A 21919-nucleotide genomic window follows, 5' to 3' on the forward strand; every position below is an offset into this window, starting at 1 on the left:
TTCGCCAATCACTGCTCAGTTGCTTTCTTGCAGACCATGTCTATACAACCTCTCTTTATGCGCCGGGCGCTCGAACTGGCTCAACATGGTCGGGCCACGGTTAGCCCCAACCCTATGGTTGGTTGCGTAATCGTCTACGACCTGGGTGAAAAACCCACAGGCCGGATTTTGGGCGAAGGCTGGCATCAGCAGTATGGCGGACCGCACGCCGAAGTGAACGCCATTCGGTCTGTTGCACCCGCCGATGAAGCACTGTTGCCCGATTCGACCGCCTATGTTACGCTGGAACCCTGCTCGCACTACGGCAAAACACCGCCCTGTGCTGATCTGCTGATTGCCAAAAAGATAGGGCGTGTAGTTTGTTGCAATGATGACCCCAACCCGTTGGTAGCTGGCAAAGGGTTCGCCAAACTCAGAGAAGCGGGTATTGACGTGATCACCGGATTATTGGCCGACGAAGGCCGTGCGCTGAATGCCCGTTTTTTTACCTTCATTGAGCAAAAACGACCCTACATTATCCTGAAATGGGCCGAAACTGCCGATGGCTTCATGGGTGGCGTAGGGGCCACGCCTGTAGCTATCAGTGGGCCGTTGGCTGGTCGGTTGGTTCATCGCTGGCGGAGTGAGGAAGACGCGATTCTGGTAGGAACCACCACCGCTCGTCATGACAATCCCCGCTTGAACGTTCGGCATTGGCCGGGTGGTAAAGCACCCATTCGGATTGTACTCGATCGATCGCTTACGTTGCCGCCCGACCTGCACTTATTCGATGGAGCCCAGCCAACACGCGTGTATCACAACTCAGGATTGGATATGCCGGGCGACCAGCTAAACCTACGCTATGTACTCAGCCATTCACTGACCGATGTGCTAACTGACCTCTATCAGCAGCGTATTCAATCGGTGCTGGTCGAAGGGGGTGCGCAAACGTTGACGTCGTTTATGGACGCCGGTTTGTGGGATGAGATTCGACTTTTTCGTAGCCATGCTTCGTTGCAGGCTGGCGTTCGTGCCCCCCAGGTACAGGGCACGCTGGTTGATCAACAGCCAGTTGGCGACGATATGTTGCTGGTGTATCGCCGTAACACGGACTTCAGTCCGTTTTTGGCAGTATCAAAAACGGACTGAAGTCCGTGTTACAGTACCTTCCCATCGACCCAAACGCCCTGCTTCACCAACTGTTGGTCCAGCCGAACCAGGTTGGCAACGTACCCAGGCGCAATGCATCCGATCTGATCGGCAAGACCAATGACTTTGGCGGGGGTAACGGTCGCCATGCGTAGCGCGTCTGTTATGGGCAAACCAACCTCCTGCACGCAGAAACGTACGCAGTCAAGAACCGTGATGGCGGTACCAGCCAACGTGCCCTGCTCGTTCATGTACCTGCCGTGGGTCGGAGAGTTTGGTTCTCCGGTGCCGGGTTCGAAGTGAACGATGAACGTTTCGAGGGTGAATTGGGCACGGGGCGGGTTCGCAAACAACGCGTCAGAGATCAGGAACAATCGGTCAGGACCCAGTTGCCGGTGGGCTAGTCGAATGGCGGCGGGGGAACAATGATAGCCGTCGGCCACAATACTGCTGATCACCGTCGGATGGTCGAAAATGGCGCCAACTGTACCAGGTTCGCGGCTTTCAAAGGCTCTCATGGCGTTGTACAGGTGCGTGGCCAGCAGAAAACGGTCGGTGTCAGCTCCTTCACCAAAGGCCGCCATCGCCTGCTGATAGGTGGCATTACTATGACCCAGTGAGAGCAACGTACCTGAGGCTTTAGCCAGGCCGTACAGTAAGTCTAACTGCTCGGGCGGCAGCATTTCGGGGGCTAACGTCAGTATCGAAATAGCATCGGCATGCGTACTGAATACTGTCTCCAGTTCACCATCGGCGGGAACACGCACGTAGTTGGCCCGGTGAGCCCCCCGCTTTACCGGATTAAAATAGGGTCCTTCCAGATGAATGCCGGGTACGTTCAGCGGCATTTCATCGCGCACCACCCGCACGGCGTCTATAGCTTGTTGCATCTCGGCCAAATGGGTCGAATGCAGGGTTGGTAGCAGGGTTGTAGTACCGTTGAGCGCGTGACTCCGCCAGATATGCCGAACGGTTTCGGGGGTTGGGTCAGCGTTCAGAAACTCAGTTGACCCGCCGTACAGTTGCAAGTCGATCAGTCCCGGCACCAGGTAATCGCCCTGAAGGTCAATAATGTCACCGCTTGCATCGGCCGTTAAATCAGAGCCAATAGCGCTGACAAGGCCATTTTCGACCAGAACGTGGGTTTGGGGCAGAAACGAATTGCCGGTAAAAACGGTAGCGTTGGTAAATAACATAGCTGGTTGGTAAGCACCTATTCCTGAACGGTGGTTAACTGAGCGGGTCCGGCCATCAGGTTGCCAAACTGTTGTTTGAACGCATCCATGTGCGGCATGGCGGCATGCGCGGCCAGACCTGCTTCGTCGTCCCAGCGTTCGTGCATGATAAACTGGTCGGGTTTCTCGGTGCTTTCGTAGAGTTCATACAACTGACAGGCCAATTCGGCACGTACCTGAGGAATCAGATCAAGAAAGGCTGTTTTCAGTTCAGCCCCCAAGCCAGGCTTGGCAGTAATGGTAGCAAATACGAGGAGAGACATTTTTTGCGTTTGTCGTTTGAGGTTTGTAGTTACGCTGCCTAATTATTCAGTTCGTGATTAGCAGCGTAACTACAAACCTCAAACGACGAACCACAAACTCTTTACTGCCAAATCGACCACGCTTTTTCGGCTTGTAGTACCAGCATCTGGTAGCCATTCATGACGGCGGCACCTTGTTGGCGGCCTAGGCGCATGAATTCGGTTTCGGCAGGGTTATAGACCAGGTCGTAGAGCCAGTGTTCGTTCGTCAACTGGTCATAGGGCAGGTCTGGAGCCTCACTTATGTTTGGGTACGTACCCACAGGAGAGCAGTTGACAATAAGCTGGTATTCGGCTAATACGCTGGGTACGTCGGCGTATGTAAGTCCGTTGGCCGATGGGCTCCGCGATACCATTTTATAGTCGATTCCCAAATCCGTCAGAGCAGCTATTACAGCTTTTGAGGCCCCGCCAGTGCCCAGGACGAGTGCATTGGCCGGGAGAATTGATAGAATATCCGGGTCGTCGGACTGTTCGCGGACGGTGTCGCCAATCCATTCGGTCAGCGATTGCCTGAAACCGTAATAGTCGGAATTGAAACCGGTTTTTGTGCCATCAGCTTCGAGGCGAATGACGTTGACGGCACCGACCTTTTCAGCAGAGGCGTCGAGCCGATCCAGGAAGGGTAAGACGTTGGTCTTATGCGGAATCGTCACGTTCAGACCGCGTAGCCCCGGAAATGCAAACAATTCGGGTAATGCTGCCTGAACATCAGGCATATCGAACAAATCGTAGCGGGCATTTGTAATACCTTCGCGGGCAAACTTCTCGGTGAAGTACGTTTGGGAAAACGAATGAGTGAGCGGATGCCCGATGAGTCCGTAGCGTGTCATAGTCGCAAAGGTAATGGCTACAATGAAAGCGCTCGAGCAAATGACCGGTTTGTCATCAGTGTTTGTTAGATTGAACTGGCACCTGTACCTTTAATAAACCATTCGGCCTGCTGGTGGCTGTTAAGAACCACGCCTTTTGTACGTGTATTGTATCGTCGACGTTGAAACGACCGGGGGCGTGAAAGGTCCCTCTCGCCTTACTGAAATTGCCCTGATTCGTCACGACGGGCACCGAATCGTCGACGAATTTCAGACGCTCCTTAATCCGGGCCATCCCATTCCGCCTTTTATCAGTCAGTTAACCCGTATTACCGACGAGATGGTGGCTGCAGCCCCTACCTTCGATCAGGTGGCCGACCGGGTACACGAAATCACCGAAGGGGCTATCTTCGTAGCCCACAATGTGTCATTCGATTTTGGTTTCCTGCAAAAGGAAATGAATTGGGTAGATCGGGAATTCTTGCGTCGTACACTCTGCACTGTGCGCCTGAGCCGCAAGATCCTGCCGGGGCATCCATCATATAGCCTGGGCAAACTTTGCCGGTCGCTGGATATTCCGTTGCAGGGCCGTCACCGCGCTTATGGTGATGCCGCCGCTACGGTCAAACTCTTTGAGATGCTGCTCCGTAACGACCGCTACGGTCAGATTCCACGACCGAAACCTGCCATGATTCTTTAAAAAGTTTACTGTTTGCAGTTTGCCGTTTACTGTTGCTCCGCTAAAGTACCTGACTGTAGTTTAGCGGAGCAACAGTAAACTGTTAAAAACAGCCTTCCCCCATTTCAGGTTAGACAAGGGTGCTCTGTAGGCACCTGTCTGTTATGAAACAACTTGGAATCGGCGTGATTGGCATGGGAGGCTTTGGCCTATTTGCCATTCAGCAATTTTTACAACACCCTAATACACGGCTGGTGGCCATTGCCGGGTCGAAACGCGAAGAAGCCCGCCGCACCGCTGAACGGTTTGGAGCAGAGCAACTCGCTACCCTTGAAGAACTGGTACAACATCCCGACGTTGATATTATCTACATTGCTACCCCGCCGTTTCTGCACTTCGAACAGGCTATGCTGGCCTTGGAGGCCGGTAAACACGTTATCTGCGAGAAGCCACTGGCGATGAACCCCGAAGAGGGTCGTCAGATGATTGCCAAAGCAAAAGAGAAAGGCCTGCTGATGGTAACCAACCTGATGCAACGTTACAATCCGCTGTTTGCCCGGGTGAAAAAATTGATCGATGATAAGCTGCTGGGCGATTTCCTGCACGGCTATTTCGAGAACTACGCGGGCGACGAAGGCCTCAGCCCGGAACACTGGTTCTGGGACCGGACCAAATCGGGCGGTATATTCATTGAACACGCTGTTCACTTCTTCGATTTATTTGCTGGCTGGCTAGGTGAAGGTGAGGTTGTGGCGTCGCAACTGTCGAAGCGGCCAGATAGCAACGACATAGAAGATCAGGTACAGGCTACGGTGAAGTATGGCGATGCTGAAAGGGGTTATCAATTCGTTAATTTTTACCACGGCTTCACCCAAACCGGGCGCATGGACCGGCAGGAGATGCGGCTCGTTTTCGAACGCGGCGATATTACCCTGCACGAATGGGTGCCCACCCGAATGGTGCTCCGCTGCGTTGCCAATGAAGCAGACACAAAAGCATTGATGGACCTCTTTCCCGGTGCGCAACTCAACGTAACAGCCAATATTGATCCGTCGAAACCGATCGGCGGACGGCACAAAACGTTCTACGCCTACCAGCAGATCGAGCTAAAATTTGGTTTCGAGGTGGAAAAACAACACCGATACAGTGAATTACTCCGATCGATGTTCCGCGATCAGGTGGCCGTTCTCATTCAGCCCGATATAAAGCGAATTATTTCGGAAGAAAACGGCCTCACATCGCTTGAACTAGCTTTTGCCGCTGATCAGATGGCCCGGAATCAGTGATCAGTTATCAATTAACAGTTATCAGTTATCAACGTAACCAGCCATACAAACAAGCAGTGAAGCATTGGGTAGCTGGGTACGTTGATAACTGTTCATTGATAACTGATCACTGTTCATTGATAACTGATCACTGTTCATTGATAACTGATTTCTTACCTTTGCTGCTCCATCCTAATTGCTGGTCAACGTATGCTTGCAGAACCTACCTCATCTGATGCCGCGTTTAGTGGGCCGCTTCAGTCGGCTATCACGTATGAGAAAATTCCAACCCACATTTATGCCGATGCCAAGGCCGCTTCGCGGGCTGTAGCGCATGAAATCGCGGCCCTGATTCGTCAGAAGCAGGAAGAAAAAAAGCCGTGTATTCTGGGACTTGCCACCGGGTCATCTCCCAAAACGGTTTACGCCGAACTGATTCGGATGCACCGTGAAGAGGGACTGAGCTTCCACAACGTGGTGTCGTTCAACCTCGATGAGTATTACCCCATGGAGCCCGATTCGCTGCAAAGCTACTGGCGGTTCATGCGGGAACAGTTATTCGATCACGTCGACATTCCCGAAGGCAACTACTACGTACCCGACGGAACCCTGCGCCCCGACAAAGTAGCGGAATTTGCCAAGCACTATGATCAGCAGATTGCCGAAGCGGGCGGGCTGGATTTTCAGTTGCTCGGTATTGGCGGTAACGGCCACATTGGTTTCAACGAACCCGGTTCACTCATCAACTCGCATACGCGACTGATGATGCTTGACCACTCGACGCGGGCCGCTGCCTCTGTTGATTTTGGGGGCCTGCCGCGCACGCCGCGCAAAGCCATTACTATGGGTATTGCCAGTATTCTGTCGGCCAAGCGGGTAGTATTGCTGGCCTGGGGCGAACGCAAAGCACCCGTAATTCGCGGCGCGGTAGAAGGCACTGTGACGGAGACAAACCCAGCCTCGTACCTGCAAACGCACCGCAATGCCCTGTTCGTGATCGACACGGCGGCGGCCTATGAACTAACCCGGATGAAAACCCCCTGGCTCGTCGACTCAGTGGTGTGGGATAATCCGATGAAGAAAAAGGCGGTAACGTACCTGTCGCTGACGCTGAAAAAGCCGATCCTGAAACTTACCGACCGCGACTACAACGACAATGGTGTGAGCGATCTGCTGGCGCAATACGGTCAGGCTTACGATATTAATATCGACGTTTTCAATCAGTTACAACACACCATTACCGGCTGGCCCGGTGGTAAACCCAACGCCGACGATACCAACCGGCCTGAGCGCGCCTTACCTGCTCAGAAGCGTGTGTTGCTGTTCAGCCCGCACCCCGACGATGACATTATTTCGATGGGGGGCACTTTCCAGCGCTTGGTCGATCAGGGGCATGAAGTGCATGTAGGCTATCAGACATCCGGCAACATTGCCGTGGCCGATGATGAAGCCCTCCGCTTTGCCGACTACGTGGTCGATTTCAACACGAAGTTTGGCATCAAAAGCCCCGATGCAACGCGCATTTTCCAGGATGCCGCGGCATTCCTTCGCAGTAAGAAAGACTCCGAGATGGATACCCCCGAAGTCCGTCAGGTGAAGGGTCTGATTCGTATGGGTGAGGCCAAATCAACCTGCCGGTTTGTAGGCATACCCGTCGAGCATGCGCACTTTATGAACCTGCCGTTCTACGAAACGGGTAAGGTTGAAAAGAAACCGCTGGGCGAAGATGATGTTCGAATCACAATGGAGTTGATCGAGAAGATCAAGCCGCATCAGATCTACGCCGCCGGTGATCTGGCCGATCCGCACGGAACGCACAAGGTTTGTCTGGATGCCGTCTTAGAAGCCGTTAAGCGCCTGAGCCACAAGAATTTCATGAAAGATTGCTGGGTGTGGCTCTACCGCGGAGCCTGGGCCGAGTGGGATATTCACGAAATTGAAATGGCCGTTCCGATGTCGCCCGATCAGGTGACAAAGAAACGGTTAGGCATCTTCAAGCACCAGTCGCAGAAAGATGGTGTGGTGTATCAGGGCACCGATTCACGGGAGTTCTGGCAGCGGGCCGAAGAGCGCAACCGCGCCACCGCCGCCCTCTATAACCGCCTCGGCCTCGCCGAATACGAAGCCATGGAGGCGTTCGTGCGCTGGAAAGGGTAGTATTAAGCAGACAAAGCGAGTTAATTGAAGGGGCTGATACTGTAAAAGTGTCAGCCCTTTATCATGTGTAGAGGAAAATGTGATTGTCTAATTTGTAAGACAATTTATTTATACGTTTTTGTATATATAATTTTTTGTATATAACTTGCGCTGTCTTATTTAAGTAACGATATAGCAGTGCGGAATAGAGTAGGTTCGCCTGTAGAAGGCGAGGATTTTTTCGGTAGAGAGGTTGAATTGATAACAGCTTGGGAGCTACTTGAAGCAGAAAACCATCTGCTTATATCTGCCCCGCGCCGAGTAGGGAAGACGTCCTTAGTTCGTCACTTAGTAAAAGATGCCGAAGTACGCGGATGGAAAGCACTGTTTGTGAACGTTGAGGGTGAAGATAGCGAGATTGGGTTCGTCAGGCAGCTAGTAGAAGGCCTTAAAGAGCAAAAAAACTGGATTGGTAAAGCCAAAGACAGTACAGTCAAAGCAGTTACGAATTTGCTACAGTCGCTTGAAGTAGAAGTAAAAGCTGACGATATCGGTAGCGTAAAGGTCAATTGGAGTCAGACCAAAGCCACTGATCTTAAAGTACAGCTAGCAGAACTGCTACGCCAGATGGGTGACGGACTAATTGTTATTGATGAGTTGCCCGTTATGTTAAACCGGATGGCGAATGCCGAAAACGGTAAAAGCCGGACGGAATCATTTCTACATTGGCTTCGAGCTTTCCGTCAACTGCCAGGTATACAGGTACGTTGGGTTTTTTGTGGATCAATAGGACTAGACTCATTTACTGAACGCTTAGGCGTTGTGAAGACGATAAATGACCTCTATGATTTTCCACTGGGAGCATTTAGCTCTACCACTGCCGATTTGTTTCTGGATGAACTAGGCAAAGCCGAACAGATACAGTTATCGCCCGATGTACGTCAAGAAATAATACGTCAGGTTGGCTGGCCTTTGCCTTACTACCTTCAACTCATTTTTTCTAAACTGAAAATTATTGCTCGGTCGAAAGGTTCACAACAAGCGGCTACTATCGCCGACGTATCCAGCGCATTTACTCAGGCAGCGAATTATTCCAAATTAAGTACCTGGCTGGAACGCCTTGATGAGCAATTATCACTTGACGATGCCCGGCTGGCCAAAGGCCTGCTCGATATGCTGTGCCGCCAGGAGAAGGGTCGAAAGCGAGCACACATTGAGCAATACCTGATTGGATCGTTGCACATACCTATCGATTTGGCTAAAGACAGTGCGGCTAAGCTACTAAAGATGTTGGAACGTGATGGCTATCTCGTAACTGAAGCTGGTATCTATGCTTTTCGCTCTCCGTTACTCCGTATGTTCTGGTTTAACTCGCGCATTCAATGAACAAACAAGAACCACTACCGCTTCAACGCATCAGCGTATTTATGCCCCAACGCCTTAGCGACGATGAGGTTGAACGATTGTTTATCATGCGTGCCGAGCTTTTTCAGACAATCATTGACTCGATACAGTCGGAAGGTCTTGACGGTATTCCCCAACATCACCTGCTGATTGGGCAGCGAGGAATGGGCAAAACCACGCTGTTAAAGCGAGTTGATGTTGAGCTGAAAAAGCAACCGCTCCAGCGCACATTCATCCCACTTTCGTTTCCCGAAGAGCAATATAATATTGACCGTCTCTCTAAATTTTGGCTGAATAGTCTCGATGCAATTGCCGATACGCTTCAGGCGGAAGGTGATGAGCAAAAAGCCTTCGCATTAGATGCCGATATTGCTGCTTTGGCCGCCATAAAAAACGAGCAGGAGCTAAGCCAGCAGGCATATGATACGTTTAAACGTGTTACGCAGGCCTTAAACCGGAGGCCTGTCTTGCTGCTGGATAACCTCAACCTGATTTTTGATCGATTGGGCGAAACAGCGCAATCGAAGCTAAGGAAGCTGATTAGTGAGCCAGGTGCACCGATTATCATCAGCGCAAGCCCCGAAACGTTTGATGAAAACATGGGGTATGATGCGCCCTTCTATGATGCTTTTGCTGTTCATTACTTGGAGAAACTCAGTTTCCGGCAAATGCTCACGATGCTCAGGCACTTAAGCGAACTGACGGGACAAATTAAGCTTCTCAGCCAACTAACGCCCGAAAACCGATCCCGACTTGAAACGTTACATGCCCTGACAGGTGGTAATATCCGAACGGTGGTTATCCTGTTTTCACTGATTGCCCAGGGATTATCGTCAGATGTATTTCAGGATTTGGAAGCGCTGATTGATCAGATGACGCCGCTTTACAAATCGCGCTTCGAGGAGCTTGCTGCGCAGGCACAAGTGGTAGTCGATGCCGTTGCGCTCAACTGGCATCCCTGTAATCTGGAAACCCTACGCGAACGTACCTCGCTGGAAAATAATCAGCTTTCGGTCCAATTAGACCGGCTAAGTAAATCGGGCTGGATCAGCCGGTTGGGTAAGCGCAAAGCGGTGCGTTACGAGATCAACGAGCGGTTTTTCAACGTATGGTATCTGATGCGGCGGGCGGTACGGCGACAACGGCAGGAAATGGTATGGCTGACTCGCTTCATGCAGGTGTTCTTTACCCGCCCTGAACTCACGCAACACGCCAGAGATTTCATGCGAAGCGTTTACGACCGAGAGAACGAGCATGAATTAGGCTACGGACTTGCCCTGTCGCGAGCCTTACCCAACCAAACCGGGGCAAAACTAAAGGCTAGAATCTATCACCATCTATTACGGAAAGTTGAAGGCGATTTAACGAAACTCGAAGACATGGCTGGCGTCAACATCGATGAAGTTGACGAGACTATGGTCGAGACATATAAAGTTGAGGAGAGTGTTCGCCTTGTTGAAGAGGCGGATGATATCTACAGCGATTATGAAGTGAAAAAAAAATTTCCAGAAGCTGAAAAACTGTGTCGTAAAGCTATTGAGTTAAACCCTAAAAGTGATGATGCTTGGGAAAAGCTAGGAGGTATATTGAGCGAGCTGGATAGAAAATTAGAGGCTGATGAATGTTACGAAAAGGCCATTGAGCTAAACAGTCAAAATGAATGGGCTTGGGCGGGCAGGGTGTTTATATATTTGGATTCAAACCTCGAGAAAGCAATTGATATAGTAGAGACGGCTTTACGCTCTAACCCTAAATCCTCAAGTATTTGGGAATTATATACGGACTGGATTTACGAAAAACTCACAAAAGAGCAACGACTTTCCGTTTGCGAAAGAGCATACATAGCTTTGCCAGAGAAAACAATCTTCGCCACCAATTTTGCCGATGCACTAGCAAAGGTTGGTAGAGCAGAAGAGGCGGACGAAATGTACTGGAAGGCGATTAAAGCGAGTAATTTTCACTCTAGTGAAGTGATTCGATACCGCCATTTTTTAATAAAGCAAAGACGATATAAAGATATAGAACCACTGTTTGTTGCTTCTATAAAACAAAATGAAAAGGACGATTCTCTGTACGACTACTACGCTGATTTCTTAACCTCTCAGGAACGTTATCAAGAAGCGGAGAGGATGTACAAGAAAGCAATAAGTATAGGACGAAAAAATAAATCATCTTGGAATGTAAGCAGTAGTTTGCACTCTCTTGGCCAATTATATGATCAAGATATGCATCGCTATTCACTTGCTGAAAAGGCGTATAGAGATTCGATAGACGCAGATAGCAGATTTGTTTCTTACTACACCCAAAAAGATCTAATCTTTCTATTGGGAAATCGGCTGGATAGAATAGAGGAGGCTAAAGCGGTTTGGCAGTCGATTGATGATGAATCATCCTATAAAAGCGAAAAGCAATTTCTTCGTGTCTTACTGAGCGTTTGGGATGGTGATAAGCCTGCTTTTCAACAATTACTGCGCGAAGCGTTAGCGGAGAAAGGCGATAAGCAACTTGAGCATATGGAGGCTGACGATTGGCAGCAAACGATGGCGATTGCTGTTCGGGCTGGGTATGGTGAGATGGTGCTAACTATCTTCCGGGAAACGGGGCACCAACTGATGTGGCGTCCTTTCTATGAGGCTATCAAAGCGTTAACCCTCAATTCGCAAGATTACCTGAAAACAGAGGTCGCCGCCGAAGTGCGCGATATTGCGCTCAAGATCTTTACAGCAATGTGGGAATACAACAATCCTGCTATGCCGCCAGAGTAAATCCGATAACGGGCCAAAGAGCGTAACCGCGCCACCGCCGACCTCTATAACCGCCTCGGCCTCGCCGAATACGAAGCTATGGAGGCATTCGTCAGGTGGAAGGGTTAAATAATGTACAATGAATAATGTATAATGAACAATGGCTCTGCTACTGATCAAATCGATTCGTTAGCAGAGCCATTGTTCATTATACATTATTCATTGTACATTAATCCTTCACGGATACAGCAAATACTGCTTGCGCATCTTCTTATAGGTCGACAATCCAGGCTCCCAGCTTTTGCGGATCTCAGCTTCCGGGGTGCCGGCGATGATCTGTTTTTTGAGGTTTTCGGTACCGGCCAACTTGTTGATGTCGCCCATTTGCTTGCTCTGGCTGCGGTCGAAAAAGCGATCTTTATCGGGATAGGCGTTGTACATCTCGATGAGCCAGCCCAGGTTAATCTGTTTCGATTTGCGAAGTTTGTCCGTGTCGTATTTCCGCAGGTCCAGGCCGTAACAGTCCATATTCTGGTGCAAGGGCGTTTCGCTCATGCCCTTGAGGCTAATCGGTTTGAAGGAGAAGGGGTATTTTCCTTTAAGCGTGGGCGCACCCAGCACTGTAAATGGCATGTACGTACCCCGGCCCTGACTGACAATGGTGCCTTCAAACAAACAGATGCTGGGGTATAGCAGAATCGATTGTTGGGTGTTAAGGTTGGGCGAGGGCAAAACGGGTAACGTATACGGTTTATCGTGATTGTAATTGGCTACTTTTACAATACGCAGTTTGCACTTGGCCTTATTAGGTAACCAGCCTTCACCGTTGGCCATTTGCGCGAACTCGCCCATGGTCATGCCATGGGTGATGGGAACAGGGTGCATACCAATGCCCGAATGAAGGTGATCTTCCAGCATAGGGCCGTCGACAACGTACCCATTCGGATTGGGTCGGTCCAGAATCATCAGCTCTTTGTTGTTTGCCGCGCAGGCCTCCATCACGTGCGTTAGCGTGTTGATGTAGGTGTAGAAGCGACAGCCTACGTCCTGAATATCGAAAATCAGGACGTCGATATCGGCGAGTTGCTGGGCGGTTGGCTTGTTGTTTTTGCCGTAGAGCGAAATCACGGAAACGCCGGTTTTGGCGTCTACCTCGTCAGCCACTTTATCACCATTGCTGGCATTACCCCGAAAACCATGTTCAGGCCCGAATATTCGTACAACCTTAACACCCCGGCTCAGCAGACTGTCGACGCTGGGTTTATTGCCAATGATCGACGTCTGATTAACCACCATACCTACGCGTTTGCCTATCAGGTAAGGCACATACTGATTGGTCTGGTCGGCACCCGTCAGAATGGAGGGGGCTGGTTTCCCTGACGAGGCAGAAGGTGGTACGGGGCGATAAGCGGCCAGAAACAGGCAGAGGCAAAGCAGAAAAAGAGCACGGTTTTTCATAAAAACAGTCAGGTACGTTCCGGGTGGCAAATTAGCGCCAGTAATCAAGAAGTTCTCTATGATTGGTATTTTTGAGGGCTGATAGCTGCTTTCTATTAATCCAGGCAGTATTTACTGGTCGGCTACATGCATTGTTGTAACTAACCTGATATGCCGAAACACGTTAGAAAATGGGTGATTAGCCTCGTGCTGAATGTGGTAGGCGTTTTGCTGTCGCTGGTCGTCGTGTACGTAACTTGCGTGGTCGTGTTGCTCCAACTCAGTACGCGGGCCGTAACAAAAAATCCGTTATCGGGTATTCTCAACTATGAATCGCTGGTCGTTTTTGGCGGATTAATCGCGATTTGGCTCTTTTTTCGCTTCATCGGAAAGGTCTATGCGTTGGTCATGAAGCCACCGAGGTCAAAGTAAAGCTCAACAAAAAGTGGCCGCAACGTACCTGACGTTGCGGCCACTTTTTGTTGATATTCTTCTAGTTTTTATCGGCAATCACTTCGCGGATGTCGGAGATGATTTTATTGGCCAGATAGTCAGCCGTTGATAACGTGTCTGACTCCGAATAGATACGGATAATGGGCTCGGTGTTCGATTTGCGGAGGTGAACCCACTCTTTGTCAAATTCGATCTTAACGCCATCGATGGTGCTCACCGGGTTTTTAGCGTACTTGGCCCGAATACGCTCCAGTACGGCGTCAACATCGATGTCGGGCGTCAGTTCAATTTTGTTTTTCGAGATGTAGTAGTTTGGGTACGTCCGGCGCAACATAGAGGCTGACTTGCCAAAACGGGCCAAATGGCTCAAAAATAGAGCAATGCCTACCAGTGCATCGCGTCCGTAGTGCAGTTCGGGGAAAATGATACCGCCGTTGCCTTCCCCACCGATCAAGGCACCCTGTGCTTTCATCATCTCCACCACGTTTACCTCGCCCACGGCCGAAGCAAAATGCTGACCGCCGTGCTTTTGGGTTACGTCGCGTAGCGCTACCGTGCTTGACATGTTGGAGACCGTGTTTTTGGAAGACCCTTCCGGGCTATTCTTCAGCACGTAATCGGCCACAGCCACCAGCGTGTATTCTTCGCCAAAGGGAGAGCCGTCTTCGCAAATCAGCGCGAGACGATCCACATCGGGGTCAACCACGATGCCCAGGTCCTGATTATCGCGTTTGGCAATGTTGATAATGTCGGTCAGGTTTTCGGGCAGCGGTTCGGGATTATGCGCAAAAAGGCCGGTAGGTTCGCAATGAAGCTTCGTGATGTTGGTAACGCCCAGGGCTTCCAGCAACATAGGCACGGCCAGACCGCCCGTAGAGTTTACCGCATCGACAACGACGCGGAAATTACGTTTGGCAATGGCTTCGCGATCAACCAGAGGCAAGGCCAAAACAGCATCAACGTGTTTCTGAAGCCAGGTGTCGTCTGTTTGGTATTGTCCCAGTTTCTTTACTTCGGCAAATGTAAACGCCTCATCATCGGCCAAAGCCAGCAGTTCGTTGCCGTCTTCGCCAGAGATGAACTCGCCGGCTTCATTCAGCAACTTTAGGGCATTCCACTGAATGGGGTTGTGGCTGGCGGTAAGAATGATACCACCAATAGCACCTGTTCCTGGAACGGCCAATTCGACCGTGGGAGTCGTTGACAGACCCAGATCCAGCACATTGATACCCAGACCCTGTAAGGTAGCGGCAACAAGTTGCGAAACCATTGGTCCCGACAAACGGCCGTCGCGACCAATAACTACCGTGTGCGGCCCTTTCTTGTCGGCCTGACGCGATAAAAGCCACTGGCCAAACGCCGCCGTAAATTTCACTACATCGAGTGGGGTAAGGCCTTCGCCTGAACGCCCGCCGATGGTTCCCCGGATGCCCGAGATCGATTTAATTAAAGCCACGTGATTAGATCTTGTAAACAGCTTTCGCTGGCTACAAAGATAAATTGACCCGGCGCTAAACCCTATCCGTTCATCCCTAAAGACAAACTATTTATTGATAGTAGACGCTGAATGTTGGACGCTGGATAGTAGACAGGAAGTAGGTTCTTCTCAGGTAGGTTAAGTCTAGTATCCAGCATCCAAAGTCCAGTGTCTTGAAAGCAACCTATTTATTGAAACGGACATCGCCGTAGGTAGCCACTACTTTGATGGTTGGTCCTTCACCATTGCCTACACGCCCCACATATTGCCGGGGCTGGTTGGGGCGCACAGGCCGAACGGGTGCTATCGACAATACGCCGGTAGACGGAGTAGGTGGTGGGCCGGGCTGAGCAAGCAACTGCAGATTGGGTACGTTGGGGTATGAGAATCCGCCGTTGGTTACGGTCACGTCGAAATCGCAATTGGGAGTCGACTGCATGGGTAGCGATACCGACGAGTAGTTCGATTCCACGTTTATGCGAGTTGTAGCAGAGCCGAGTTTGGCCACCCGAAACTGCTCGGCGTATTTCGTTTTGAACGTGCCTGATTGCTTAATGGCACCAATCAGGGTGCGGCCATAGCTGGTTTTAGCGTCTACTTTGTTGGTTTCGCCAATGGTCAATTTGCCATGTTTTTGCTCAATCTGTAACACGTTGCCCCAGTTAATGTCTAGGTCACCGAAGGCCATATCCAGATTACCGTTCTGAAGCTCACGGATGGTTACGTTGCCAAAAGAGGCTTTTATTTTAGTATTTGCGCTGTTCAGCGCTGCTCCTGTTACATCGCCAAACTTAGAACTGACCGAAAGCGGGGCCCAGAAGTCGGGGATGATCGTATTGCCAAAGCTGTTCTTGATGGTCAGGCTATTTTCCTTGGGCATCGAAATCCGGTAACTGATTCGCAGAATAGTGCCCGACTCTTTGCGGCTCACTTTCCAGCTTGTCTTTAGCCCGTTCGGATAGGTACGCTCATCACCTATCGACTGTGTTTCAGACTCTTTGCCGTTTGCCTGAGATGATTCAAATTCTTTATCGATTAGCGTTTTAAACGCGTAAAGAGGACCCTCCCGGCGTTCGTCGATCTGCACGGCATTGAGCGCTTTTTTGGCTTCTCCAGCATCGGGCGACGACGCAGTAACCATGATCTGTAACCGAAACTCGTTGCGATCCCAGAGCGACACCGACACATCACCAAACCGGTTTTCGATCGATAAAGCGGCTTTGCTATCAACGGGAATCGATTTTGTGATGGTGCGGGTAAATTCAGTGCGGTCGACGGCTTCCTGACTGGCTTCCAGGTAAAGAGTCGGGGCAGGTTGGGGAGCTACCGCTACGGCATCGCCAACCGTTGTCTGGGAAAAGGCACGGGCTGTCAGCAGGCTGGCCGTGGCAAATACCAGGTATGGATTAAACAGGTTCATTGGTTGTTGTTTGTTGTTTAATGCGTTGAATAACACGCAATTGTTCGTTAAGCAGGTCAATCTGGAGTTGCAGGTTCTGAATCATGGCCTGAATCAGTACTTCCTGATTGGGGGTATTGGGCAGCTCTTTCTTCAATCCCTTATAGCTAGTTTCGAGTCGCTCAAGGTCCTGCGAAAAGTCGGCGTACAGGTCGGGGTTACTTTCTTTAAGCTGCTTTAATTCAGACCGTTTTATGTCGATCAGGCTAGCGTACTGGGCCACCTCCTTGGCGTAGCTAGGGCTAATGGCTACCACGTCGGGCTGGTCGGTCAGGGCGTAGCGGTCGTTGATCCACCACAGGCTACCGGCCAGTAGCAGTAAGGCAATAGAAGCAGCCCAGGTCCAGTAGGAACGGGTCCAGGTTGGCTGCCGGTGAATGGCCCGGAATGGCTCGGCCGCTTTGGCGGGGGCGGGCTGGTCGGGGAGTTGGTCAGCAATACGCGCCCACAACCCAGCCGACGGACCGTCCTGCTCAAAGGAGTCGCGGTTATCGCGGATGAATTTTTCGAGGGACATAGTTAATGGTCATTAAGTTGTCATTATGCTTCGCTGTCATTTGCCTCGCTGTCATTAGGTAGTCATTCATGGTTTGAACAACCAATGGCCACTTAATGACAGCGAAGCGTAATGACAACTTAATGACGCGAAGCGTAATGACTATTTCTTTAAGTGTTCAATTAATTTTCGTTTGGCCCGGAGGTATTGCGATCGGGAGGTTGATTCCCCAATGCAGAGCACCTGACCGATTTCTTCATGGTCATAGCCTTCAAACAGATGCAGCGTCAGCACCACGCGGTATCCTTCGGGCAAGCATTGCATGGCGCGACGTACCCGCTCCACATCCCAGCTCAGGCTTTCTTCGTCGATCCCCCCGTCGGTAAGGTCGGGCGCATCGAATCCGTCGCCTAGTTCGTCGGTGCTGACCAGGGCCAGCCGCCGACTCCGCAAATGACCAATGGCCCGATTTACCACAATCTGTTTCAGCCACGCGCCGAAGGTGCTTTCGGCACGAAACTTATCCAGATTGCTGAAGGCGTCGAGAAAGGCTTCCTGCAACACATCTTCGGCTTCAGCGCCGTGCCCTACAATCCGCAAACAGACGTTGTACATCGCTTTCGAGTAGCGATTATACAGGTCATACTGTGCCCGTCGGTCGCCCGTTTTCGAGCGATCAACCAGGTCAGTGATCAGGGCGGGGTTTGGGTACGTCGCCAAAAGGTCTAGGCCGCCGGCGCATAAGCAACCGGGTTTAGGTCATCAATCGGGGTAATGACGTAGGATGATTCGCGAACGTTGCACGGAATGAATTAAGAATTAAGAGTGAAGAATTAAGAATTGGCTTTGCTAGACTAATCATATGTGCCTCAGCAGAGCCAATTCTTAATTCTTCACTCTTAATTCTTAACTCTTCAACCCTTCTTTATACACTTCCACCACACGTTGTCGGGCGAAGGCGTGGTCGATCATGGGGGCGGGATAAGACAAGCTGTTGTACTCAGGGACCCATCGGCGGATGTAGACGCCTTTCGGGTCGAATTTTTCGGCCTGGGCGGTGGGGTTAAACACGCGGAAGTAGGGCGCGGCGTCGGTGCCGGAGCCAGCGGCCCATTGCCAGCCACCGTTATTGGCCGAGAGGTCGAAGTCGCGGAGCTTTTGGGCGAAGTAGGCCTCGCCAATGCGCCAGTCGATGAGCAGGTGCTTGATGCAGAAACTGGCCACTACCATCCGTACCCGATTATGCATCCAGCCGGTTTCGTTCAGTTGGCGCATACCGGCATCGACCAGCGGGTAGCCGGTTGTGCCGGTCTTCCAGCGCTCAATATCTTCGGGGCGGTTCAGGAACTTGATGTTGTCGTATTCGCGGCGGAAAGCGTGATGTTCTACGTGCGGAAAATGGTCGAGCACCTGAAAATAGAAGTCGCGCCAGCAGAGTTCGCTCAGAAACGTCGGGCTGGTTTCCTGTGCCTGTCGGGCCAGGTCGCGGATGCTGATGGTGCCAAAGCGGAGGTGAATGCCCAACTCACTGGTGCCCCGTTCGGCCGGGTAATCGCGCATTTTCTGGTACTCCGACAGCAGTTTTGCCGATACGGTTGGCTTTGGGAAGTTTTCGCCCAGTGGCTCAAAACCCATATCGTCGAGCGTAACCATGGGCGTCGGTGGGGTTTGGTAGAGCCGGTCGAAGTACTTCTCGGTGGGGTAAGCTTTCAGGTAAAACGGGTCGGCAAGCTTGCCCAGCCAGTTGCGGCTATACGGCCCAAACACGGTGTACGGTTTGCCGGTGCCGGTCAGCACCTCGTCGCGGTCGAAAATGGCTTGGTCTTTATAGCTGTGAAAGCCGCTGTTCACCGTTTTCAGGTACGTTGCCACCTCAGCATCGCGGCCTTTGCCGTAGGTTTCGTAGTCGTAGTTCGTAAAAACGTTGGCGATGGTGTATTCATTGGCTAGTTCCTTGAAAATTTCCAGCGGATGACCGTAGCGCACCAGCAGGGTTGAGCCCATTTTCTGGAGTTCATCCTGCATCTTCAGCACCTCTTTATAGATAAACTCCACCCGTCGGTCGCGTTTATCGTCAAGGTGATCCAGAATGTCTTTGTCGAAGATGAACAGCGGCATCACCGGCCGACCGGCTTTAAGGGCGTGGTACAGAGCGGCATTGTCGTGGAGACGCAAATCGCGCCGATGCCACATGATAGCGATGGGGGACATGAAGAATTAAGAGTTAAGAATTGAGAATTAAGAGTTGCTCCGCTTAGACATCAGTTGGAGGACTAAGCGGAGCAACTCTTAATTCTCAATTCTTAACTCTTAATTCTTTAAAGAGTTACCACCATTTCTCGTAACCCGCTACGGGCTTAAAAGGTGATTTGGGTTCGAAGTGTTGCCAGAGTAGGGCGGCTACGGTGCGGAGGAGGGTGAAGCCTTCGTTGGTGCGGGTCCAGCTTTGATCGGTCTGATTTTTGGTCATAATGCAATACACATACTCGCCGTGGGGGGCATGTACCAGTACCACTTCCGAGCGCGACTGGTTGACCGCCCCGTTTTTACAGGCTGCCTTTACGTCAACGGGCAGTTGCGAAAGGCCATCGTTATCCCAGTATTGGCGGCACAGGTTGCGGTACATCCGGTCGCTGGCGTCGGGACTGATGGCTTTGCCCTGCCTCAGGTACGTTAATAAACTGGCCAGTTCACGGGGTGTGGTTTGGCCCCAACCGTAGCGCTTTTGGAAGGGTTCGCGGCCCGGTGTGCGGGAGTTTACCCGTGTCTGCGGGAACGCATTGGCGTCGAGCCAGGCATTGATGGTTTGGCCGCCGCCCGCCAGTTTCTGGCACCACAGGCTACCCGTATTGTCAGATACGGTTTCCATCAGCATGACTACTTCGCTCAGCGGGAGTTTAGCGCCATCTTTCAGGGAGCCTACAATACCATCGTCGTAGTGTAGTGAATCGCGATACACTACTTCCTGCTGGTAACTGATTTTTCCCTGCTGAATCTGGTCGAACAGGCCGATCATGATCGGGATTTTGATGGTGCTTGCCGTTGGAAAGGTCGAATCGGCATTAATGGCGACCGTTTTGCCGGTTTTCAGATGTTGCACGTAAATGCCAACTTCTCCCCGAAAACCGCGCAATGCTTCGGTCAGCTTCCTCTCCAGTTGGGTGTCGGGCTTACTTTTTACGGATTGCGAATAGGAAAGCTTGGCGAACAAGAAACAAGTGCAAATCAGCGCGAGTCGGAGAAGGGTCATGCGGGTTATATTGATTGATTCTTTAAGGGGCGCATTTTCGTGCAGCGTAACGGGGTGTCAAATTAGGTTTATTTGCGACTTTTTGATGGCTAGTTGGGTACGTTGCTAGTAATATTGTCTTCATAATGAGCGAAGTCAACTGATCGTGAAAGACTTCTTAGCAGTCACCTTACCTTAATTACCTGATGACCACCTTTCCATTTGAACAGCAGTTTGTAGACGCCGAAGCCATTGCCTGGGAAATTGTAGGCGAAGGCGTTCGCCGCAAGATCCTGACCTATGATGCCAACCTGATGATGGTTGTCGTTGACTTCGAGCAGGGTGGGGTTGGGGCGATTCATAAGCATTATCATACCCAGATCAGCTACGTTCAACGCGGTGTATTCGCTATTACCATTGCCGACGAAGAGCGCGTGCTGAAAGCTGGCGACGCGTATTTTATTGCGCCCAATGTGTTGCACGGTGCCGTTTGCCACGAGGCAGGTACATTGGTCGATGTGTTTACCCCCATGCGGGAAGATTTTGTACAGATAACCCCCGGTTGAAACCGGAGGCTATAAAATTGGTCGTCCTGATGGGACTCCAAGCGTGCTTTCTCCCTTACAAAATGCCATATACCCTCCTTTCAATGAAATCAGCTTATCAACACAATACCCGAATTCTGGTTGCGCTTGATTGTATCATCTTTGGCTTCGACGGTGAGCAATTGAAGTTGCTGTTGATCAAGCGAAATTTTGAGCCTGAGTTTGGGAGATGGTCATTGATGGGCGGTTTTCTCGATGAGGGTGAAGACCTGGAACACGCCGCCGGGCGAATTTTGTACGACCTCACGGGCCTCCACAATAATTACCTGGAGCAGCTCAAAACGTTCGGCACCGTTGACCGTGACCCGGTTGAGCGAACCATTTCGGTGGTGTATTACTCACTCGTCAACATTGCCGATCAGGATGTGAAGGCCATTCAGTCGCACAACGCTGCCTGGATTAACCTGGACGATAAACCACCACTCATTTTCGACCATGATAATATGGTTGATCTTGCCCTTCAGCGGTTGCGATACAAAGCTGCTATGCACCCGATCGGGTTTGAACTGCTCCCCCAAAAATTTACGCTTCCTCAGTTGCAGAAACTCTACGAAGCGATTTACAACACGCAACTCGATCGGCGCAATTTTAGTCGTAAGATTCTGGCTACGAACTTGCTGACAGGCACTGGCGAAAAAGACACGAATTCGGTTACTAAGAAGGCACAACTCTACAGCCTCAATACCGAGAAATACCAGAAGTATCTCGACGGCTACTATACCTTCCTGCCCGAACTGGCTGAACTGACAGCCCAATAACTCCCCCTTTTTCGGTCTCCTGCCCACCGTCTGCATCGTTACTCGCAGAGGAAAGGAAGCGTGCGGGCTGACATGCTGGCTTATTGAGTTATCTAACCCTGAAATCAGATTACAACAGGTGTATTTTTGATGAAAAATAGTATAGTTTATTGTTAAAATTTAGTACAAATACAGTGCGCAATAAATAAGAGATAAAAGGTAAAATAAAGTCAAGATACAAGGTAAAGGGCTAGATAGTATGTGAATAGTTCTAGATCTAAGCTAGCTATTTGCCAATGATGACTCTATTTTGTCATTAAT

At 50.9% G+C, this 21919-nt stretch carries 19 protein-coding genes and 1 pseudogene; 10 read left to right on the forward strand and 10 right to left on the reverse strand.

Annotated features, from left to right (window positions below):
• Positions 1-36: 36 nt before the first annotated feature.
• A complete protein-coding gene (ribD, locus tag ACAW87_RS03240; protein WP_370721707.1) occupies positions 37-1128 on the forward strand; it encodes a bifunctional diaminohydroxyphosphoribosylaminopyrimidine deaminase/5-amino-6-(5-phosphoribosylamino)uracil reductase RibD in 1092 nt (363 codons plus the stop codon).
• 8 nt (positions 1129-1136) lie between these two features.
• Here the strand turns inward: ribD and nagA are convergent, their stop codons facing one another.
• From nagA to ACAW87_RS03255, 3 genes are all read right to left on the reverse strand, one after another.
• Positions 1137-2324, reverse strand: a complete 1188-nt coding sequence (nagA, locus tag ACAW87_RS03245) for an N-acetylglucosamine-6-phosphate deacetylase (RefSeq protein ID WP_370721708.1) — start codon at positions 2322-2324, stop codon at positions 1137-1139.
• 17 nt (positions 2325-2341) lie between these two features.
• Positions 2342-2626, reverse strand: a complete 285-nt coding sequence (locus ACAW87_RS03250; RefSeq protein WP_370721709.1) for a putative quinol monooxygenase — start codon at positions 2624-2626, stop codon at positions 2342-2344.
• 101 nt (positions 2627-2727) lie between these two features.
• Positions 2728-3498, reverse strand: a complete 771-nt coding sequence (locus ACAW87_RS03255; protein WP_370721710.1) for a shikimate dehydrogenase family protein — start codon at positions 3496-3498, stop codon at positions 2728-2730.
• 142 nt (positions 3499-3640) lie between these two features.
• Here ACAW87_RS03255 and ACAW87_RS03260 point away from each other — a divergent pair, with 142 nt between their 5' ends.
• From ACAW87_RS03260 to ACAW87_RS03285, 6 genes and pseudogenes are all read left to right on the forward strand, one after another.
• Positions 3641-4177 carry a 3'-5' exonuclease gene (locus ACAW87_RS03260; protein ID WP_370721864.1) on the forward strand — a complete coding sequence of 179 codons (537 nt, stop codon included), beginning with the start codon at positions 3641-3643 and terminating at the stop codon, positions 4175-4177.
• Between the two features lie 143 nt (positions 4178-4320).
• A complete protein-coding gene (locus ACAW87_RS03265) occupies positions 4321-5442 on the forward strand; it encodes a Gfo/Idh/MocA family protein (RefSeq protein WP_370721711.1) in 1122 nt (373 codons plus the stop codon).
• A gap of 189 nt (positions 5443-5631) precedes the next feature.
• Positions 5632-7578, forward strand: coding sequence for a glucosamine-6-phosphate deaminase (gene nagB / locus ACAW87_RS03270; protein ID WP_370721712.1), 1947 nt, complete (start codon positions 5632-5634; stop codon positions 7576-7578).
• Between the two features lie 177 nt (positions 7579-7755).
• The gene (locus ACAW87_RS03275) at positions 7756-8943 is read left to right on the forward strand and encodes an AAA family ATPase (protein ID WP_370721713.1); all 1188 of its coding nucleotides are present in this window, start codon (positions 7756-7758) and stop codon (positions 8941-8943) included.
• A complete protein-coding gene (locus ACAW87_RS03280; protein ID WP_370721714.1) occupies positions 8940-11726 on the forward strand; it encodes a tetratricopeptide repeat protein in 2787 nt (928 codons plus the stop codon). The genes ACAW87_RS03275 and ACAW87_RS03280 overlap by 4 nt, the downstream gene beginning before the upstream one ends.
• A 9-nt stretch (positions 11727-11735) precedes the next feature.
• Positions 11736-11834: pseudogene (locus tag ACAW87_RS03285) on the forward strand (PIG-L family deacetylase); the annotation flags it as partial.
• 108 nt (positions 11835-11942) lie between these two features.
• Here the strand turns inward: ACAW87_RS03285 and ACAW87_RS03290 are convergent.
• The gene (locus tag ACAW87_RS03290) at positions 11943-13163 is read right to left on the reverse strand and encodes an exo-beta-N-acetylmuramidase NamZ family protein (RefSeq protein ID WP_370721715.1); all 1221 of its coding nucleotides are present in this window, start codon (positions 13161-13163) and stop codon (positions 11943-11945) included.
• A 150-nt stretch (positions 13164-13313) separates the two neighbouring features.
• Between ACAW87_RS03290 and ACAW87_RS03295 the strand changes: the two genes are divergently transcribed.
• Entirely contained in the window at positions 13314-13574 is a 261-nt protein-coding gene (locus ACAW87_RS03295; protein WP_370721716.1) for a hypothetical protein, read from the forward strand.
• Positions 13575-13635: 61 nt separating this feature from the next.
• On the opposite strand, the gene glmM is transcribed toward ACAW87_RS03295, so the two are convergent.
• The 6 genes from glmM to ACAW87_RS03325 form a co-directional block, all read right to left on the reverse strand.
• A complete protein-coding gene (gene glmM / locus ACAW87_RS03300) occupies positions 13636-15051 on the reverse strand; it encodes a phosphoglucosamine mutase (RefSeq protein WP_370721717.1) in 1416 nt (471 codons plus the stop codon).
• A 205-nt stretch (positions 15052-15256) separates the two neighbouring features.
• Positions 15257-16492: a DUF4097 family beta strand repeat-containing protein gene (locus ACAW87_RS03305; protein ID WP_370721718.1), complete on the reverse strand. Its 1236-nt coding sequence runs from the start codon at positions 16490-16492 to the stop codon at positions 15257-15259.
• Positions 16479-17048 (reverse strand): anti-sigma factor, encoded by a 570-nt coding sequence (locus tag ACAW87_RS03310; protein WP_370721719.1) that lies wholly within the window; start codon positions 17046-17048, stop codon positions 16479-16481. Before ACAW87_RS03310 ends, ACAW87_RS03305 begins: the two co-directional genes overlap by 14 nt.
• Before the next feature lie 141 nt (positions 17049-17189).
• Positions 17190-17747 carry an RNA polymerase sigma factor gene (locus ACAW87_RS03315; RefSeq protein ID WP_370721720.1) on the reverse strand — a complete coding sequence of 186 codons (558 nt, stop codon included), beginning with the start codon at positions 17745-17747 and terminating at the stop codon, positions 17190-17192.
• A 186-nt stretch (positions 17748-17933) separates the two neighbouring features.
• The gene (locus tag ACAW87_RS03320; RefSeq protein WP_370721721.1) at positions 17934-19238 is read right to left on the reverse strand and encodes a cryptochrome/photolyase family protein; all 1305 of its coding nucleotides are present in this window, start codon (positions 19236-19238) and stop codon (positions 17934-17936) included.
• 115 nt (positions 19239-19353) lie between these two features.
• Entirely contained in the window at positions 19354-20277 is a 924-nt protein-coding gene (locus ACAW87_RS03325) for a serine hydrolase (RefSeq protein WP_370721722.1), read from the reverse strand.
• A 185-nt stretch (positions 20278-20462) separates the two neighbouring features.
• Here ACAW87_RS03325 and ACAW87_RS03330 point away from each other — a divergent pair, with 185 nt between their 5' ends.
• Together ACAW87_RS03330 and ACAW87_RS03335 are read left to right on the forward strand one after the other, a co-directional pair.
• Positions 20463-20822, forward strand: a complete 360-nt coding sequence (locus ACAW87_RS03330) for a cupin domain-containing protein (RefSeq protein WP_370721723.1) — start codon at positions 20463-20465, stop codon at positions 20820-20822.
• A gap of 83 nt (positions 20823-20905) precedes the next feature.
• A complete protein-coding gene (locus ACAW87_RS03335; RefSeq protein ID WP_370721724.1) occupies positions 20906-21619 on the forward strand; it encodes an NUDIX hydrolase in 714 nt (237 codons plus the stop codon).
• The last annotated feature ends 300 nt before the right edge of the window (positions 21620-21919 follow it).

Origin of the sequence: Fibrella aquatica, from assembly GCF_041321135.1 — a bacterium.
Lineage (GTDB): Bacteria > Bacteroidota > Bacteroidia > Cytophagales > Spirosomataceae > Fibrella > Fibrella aquatica.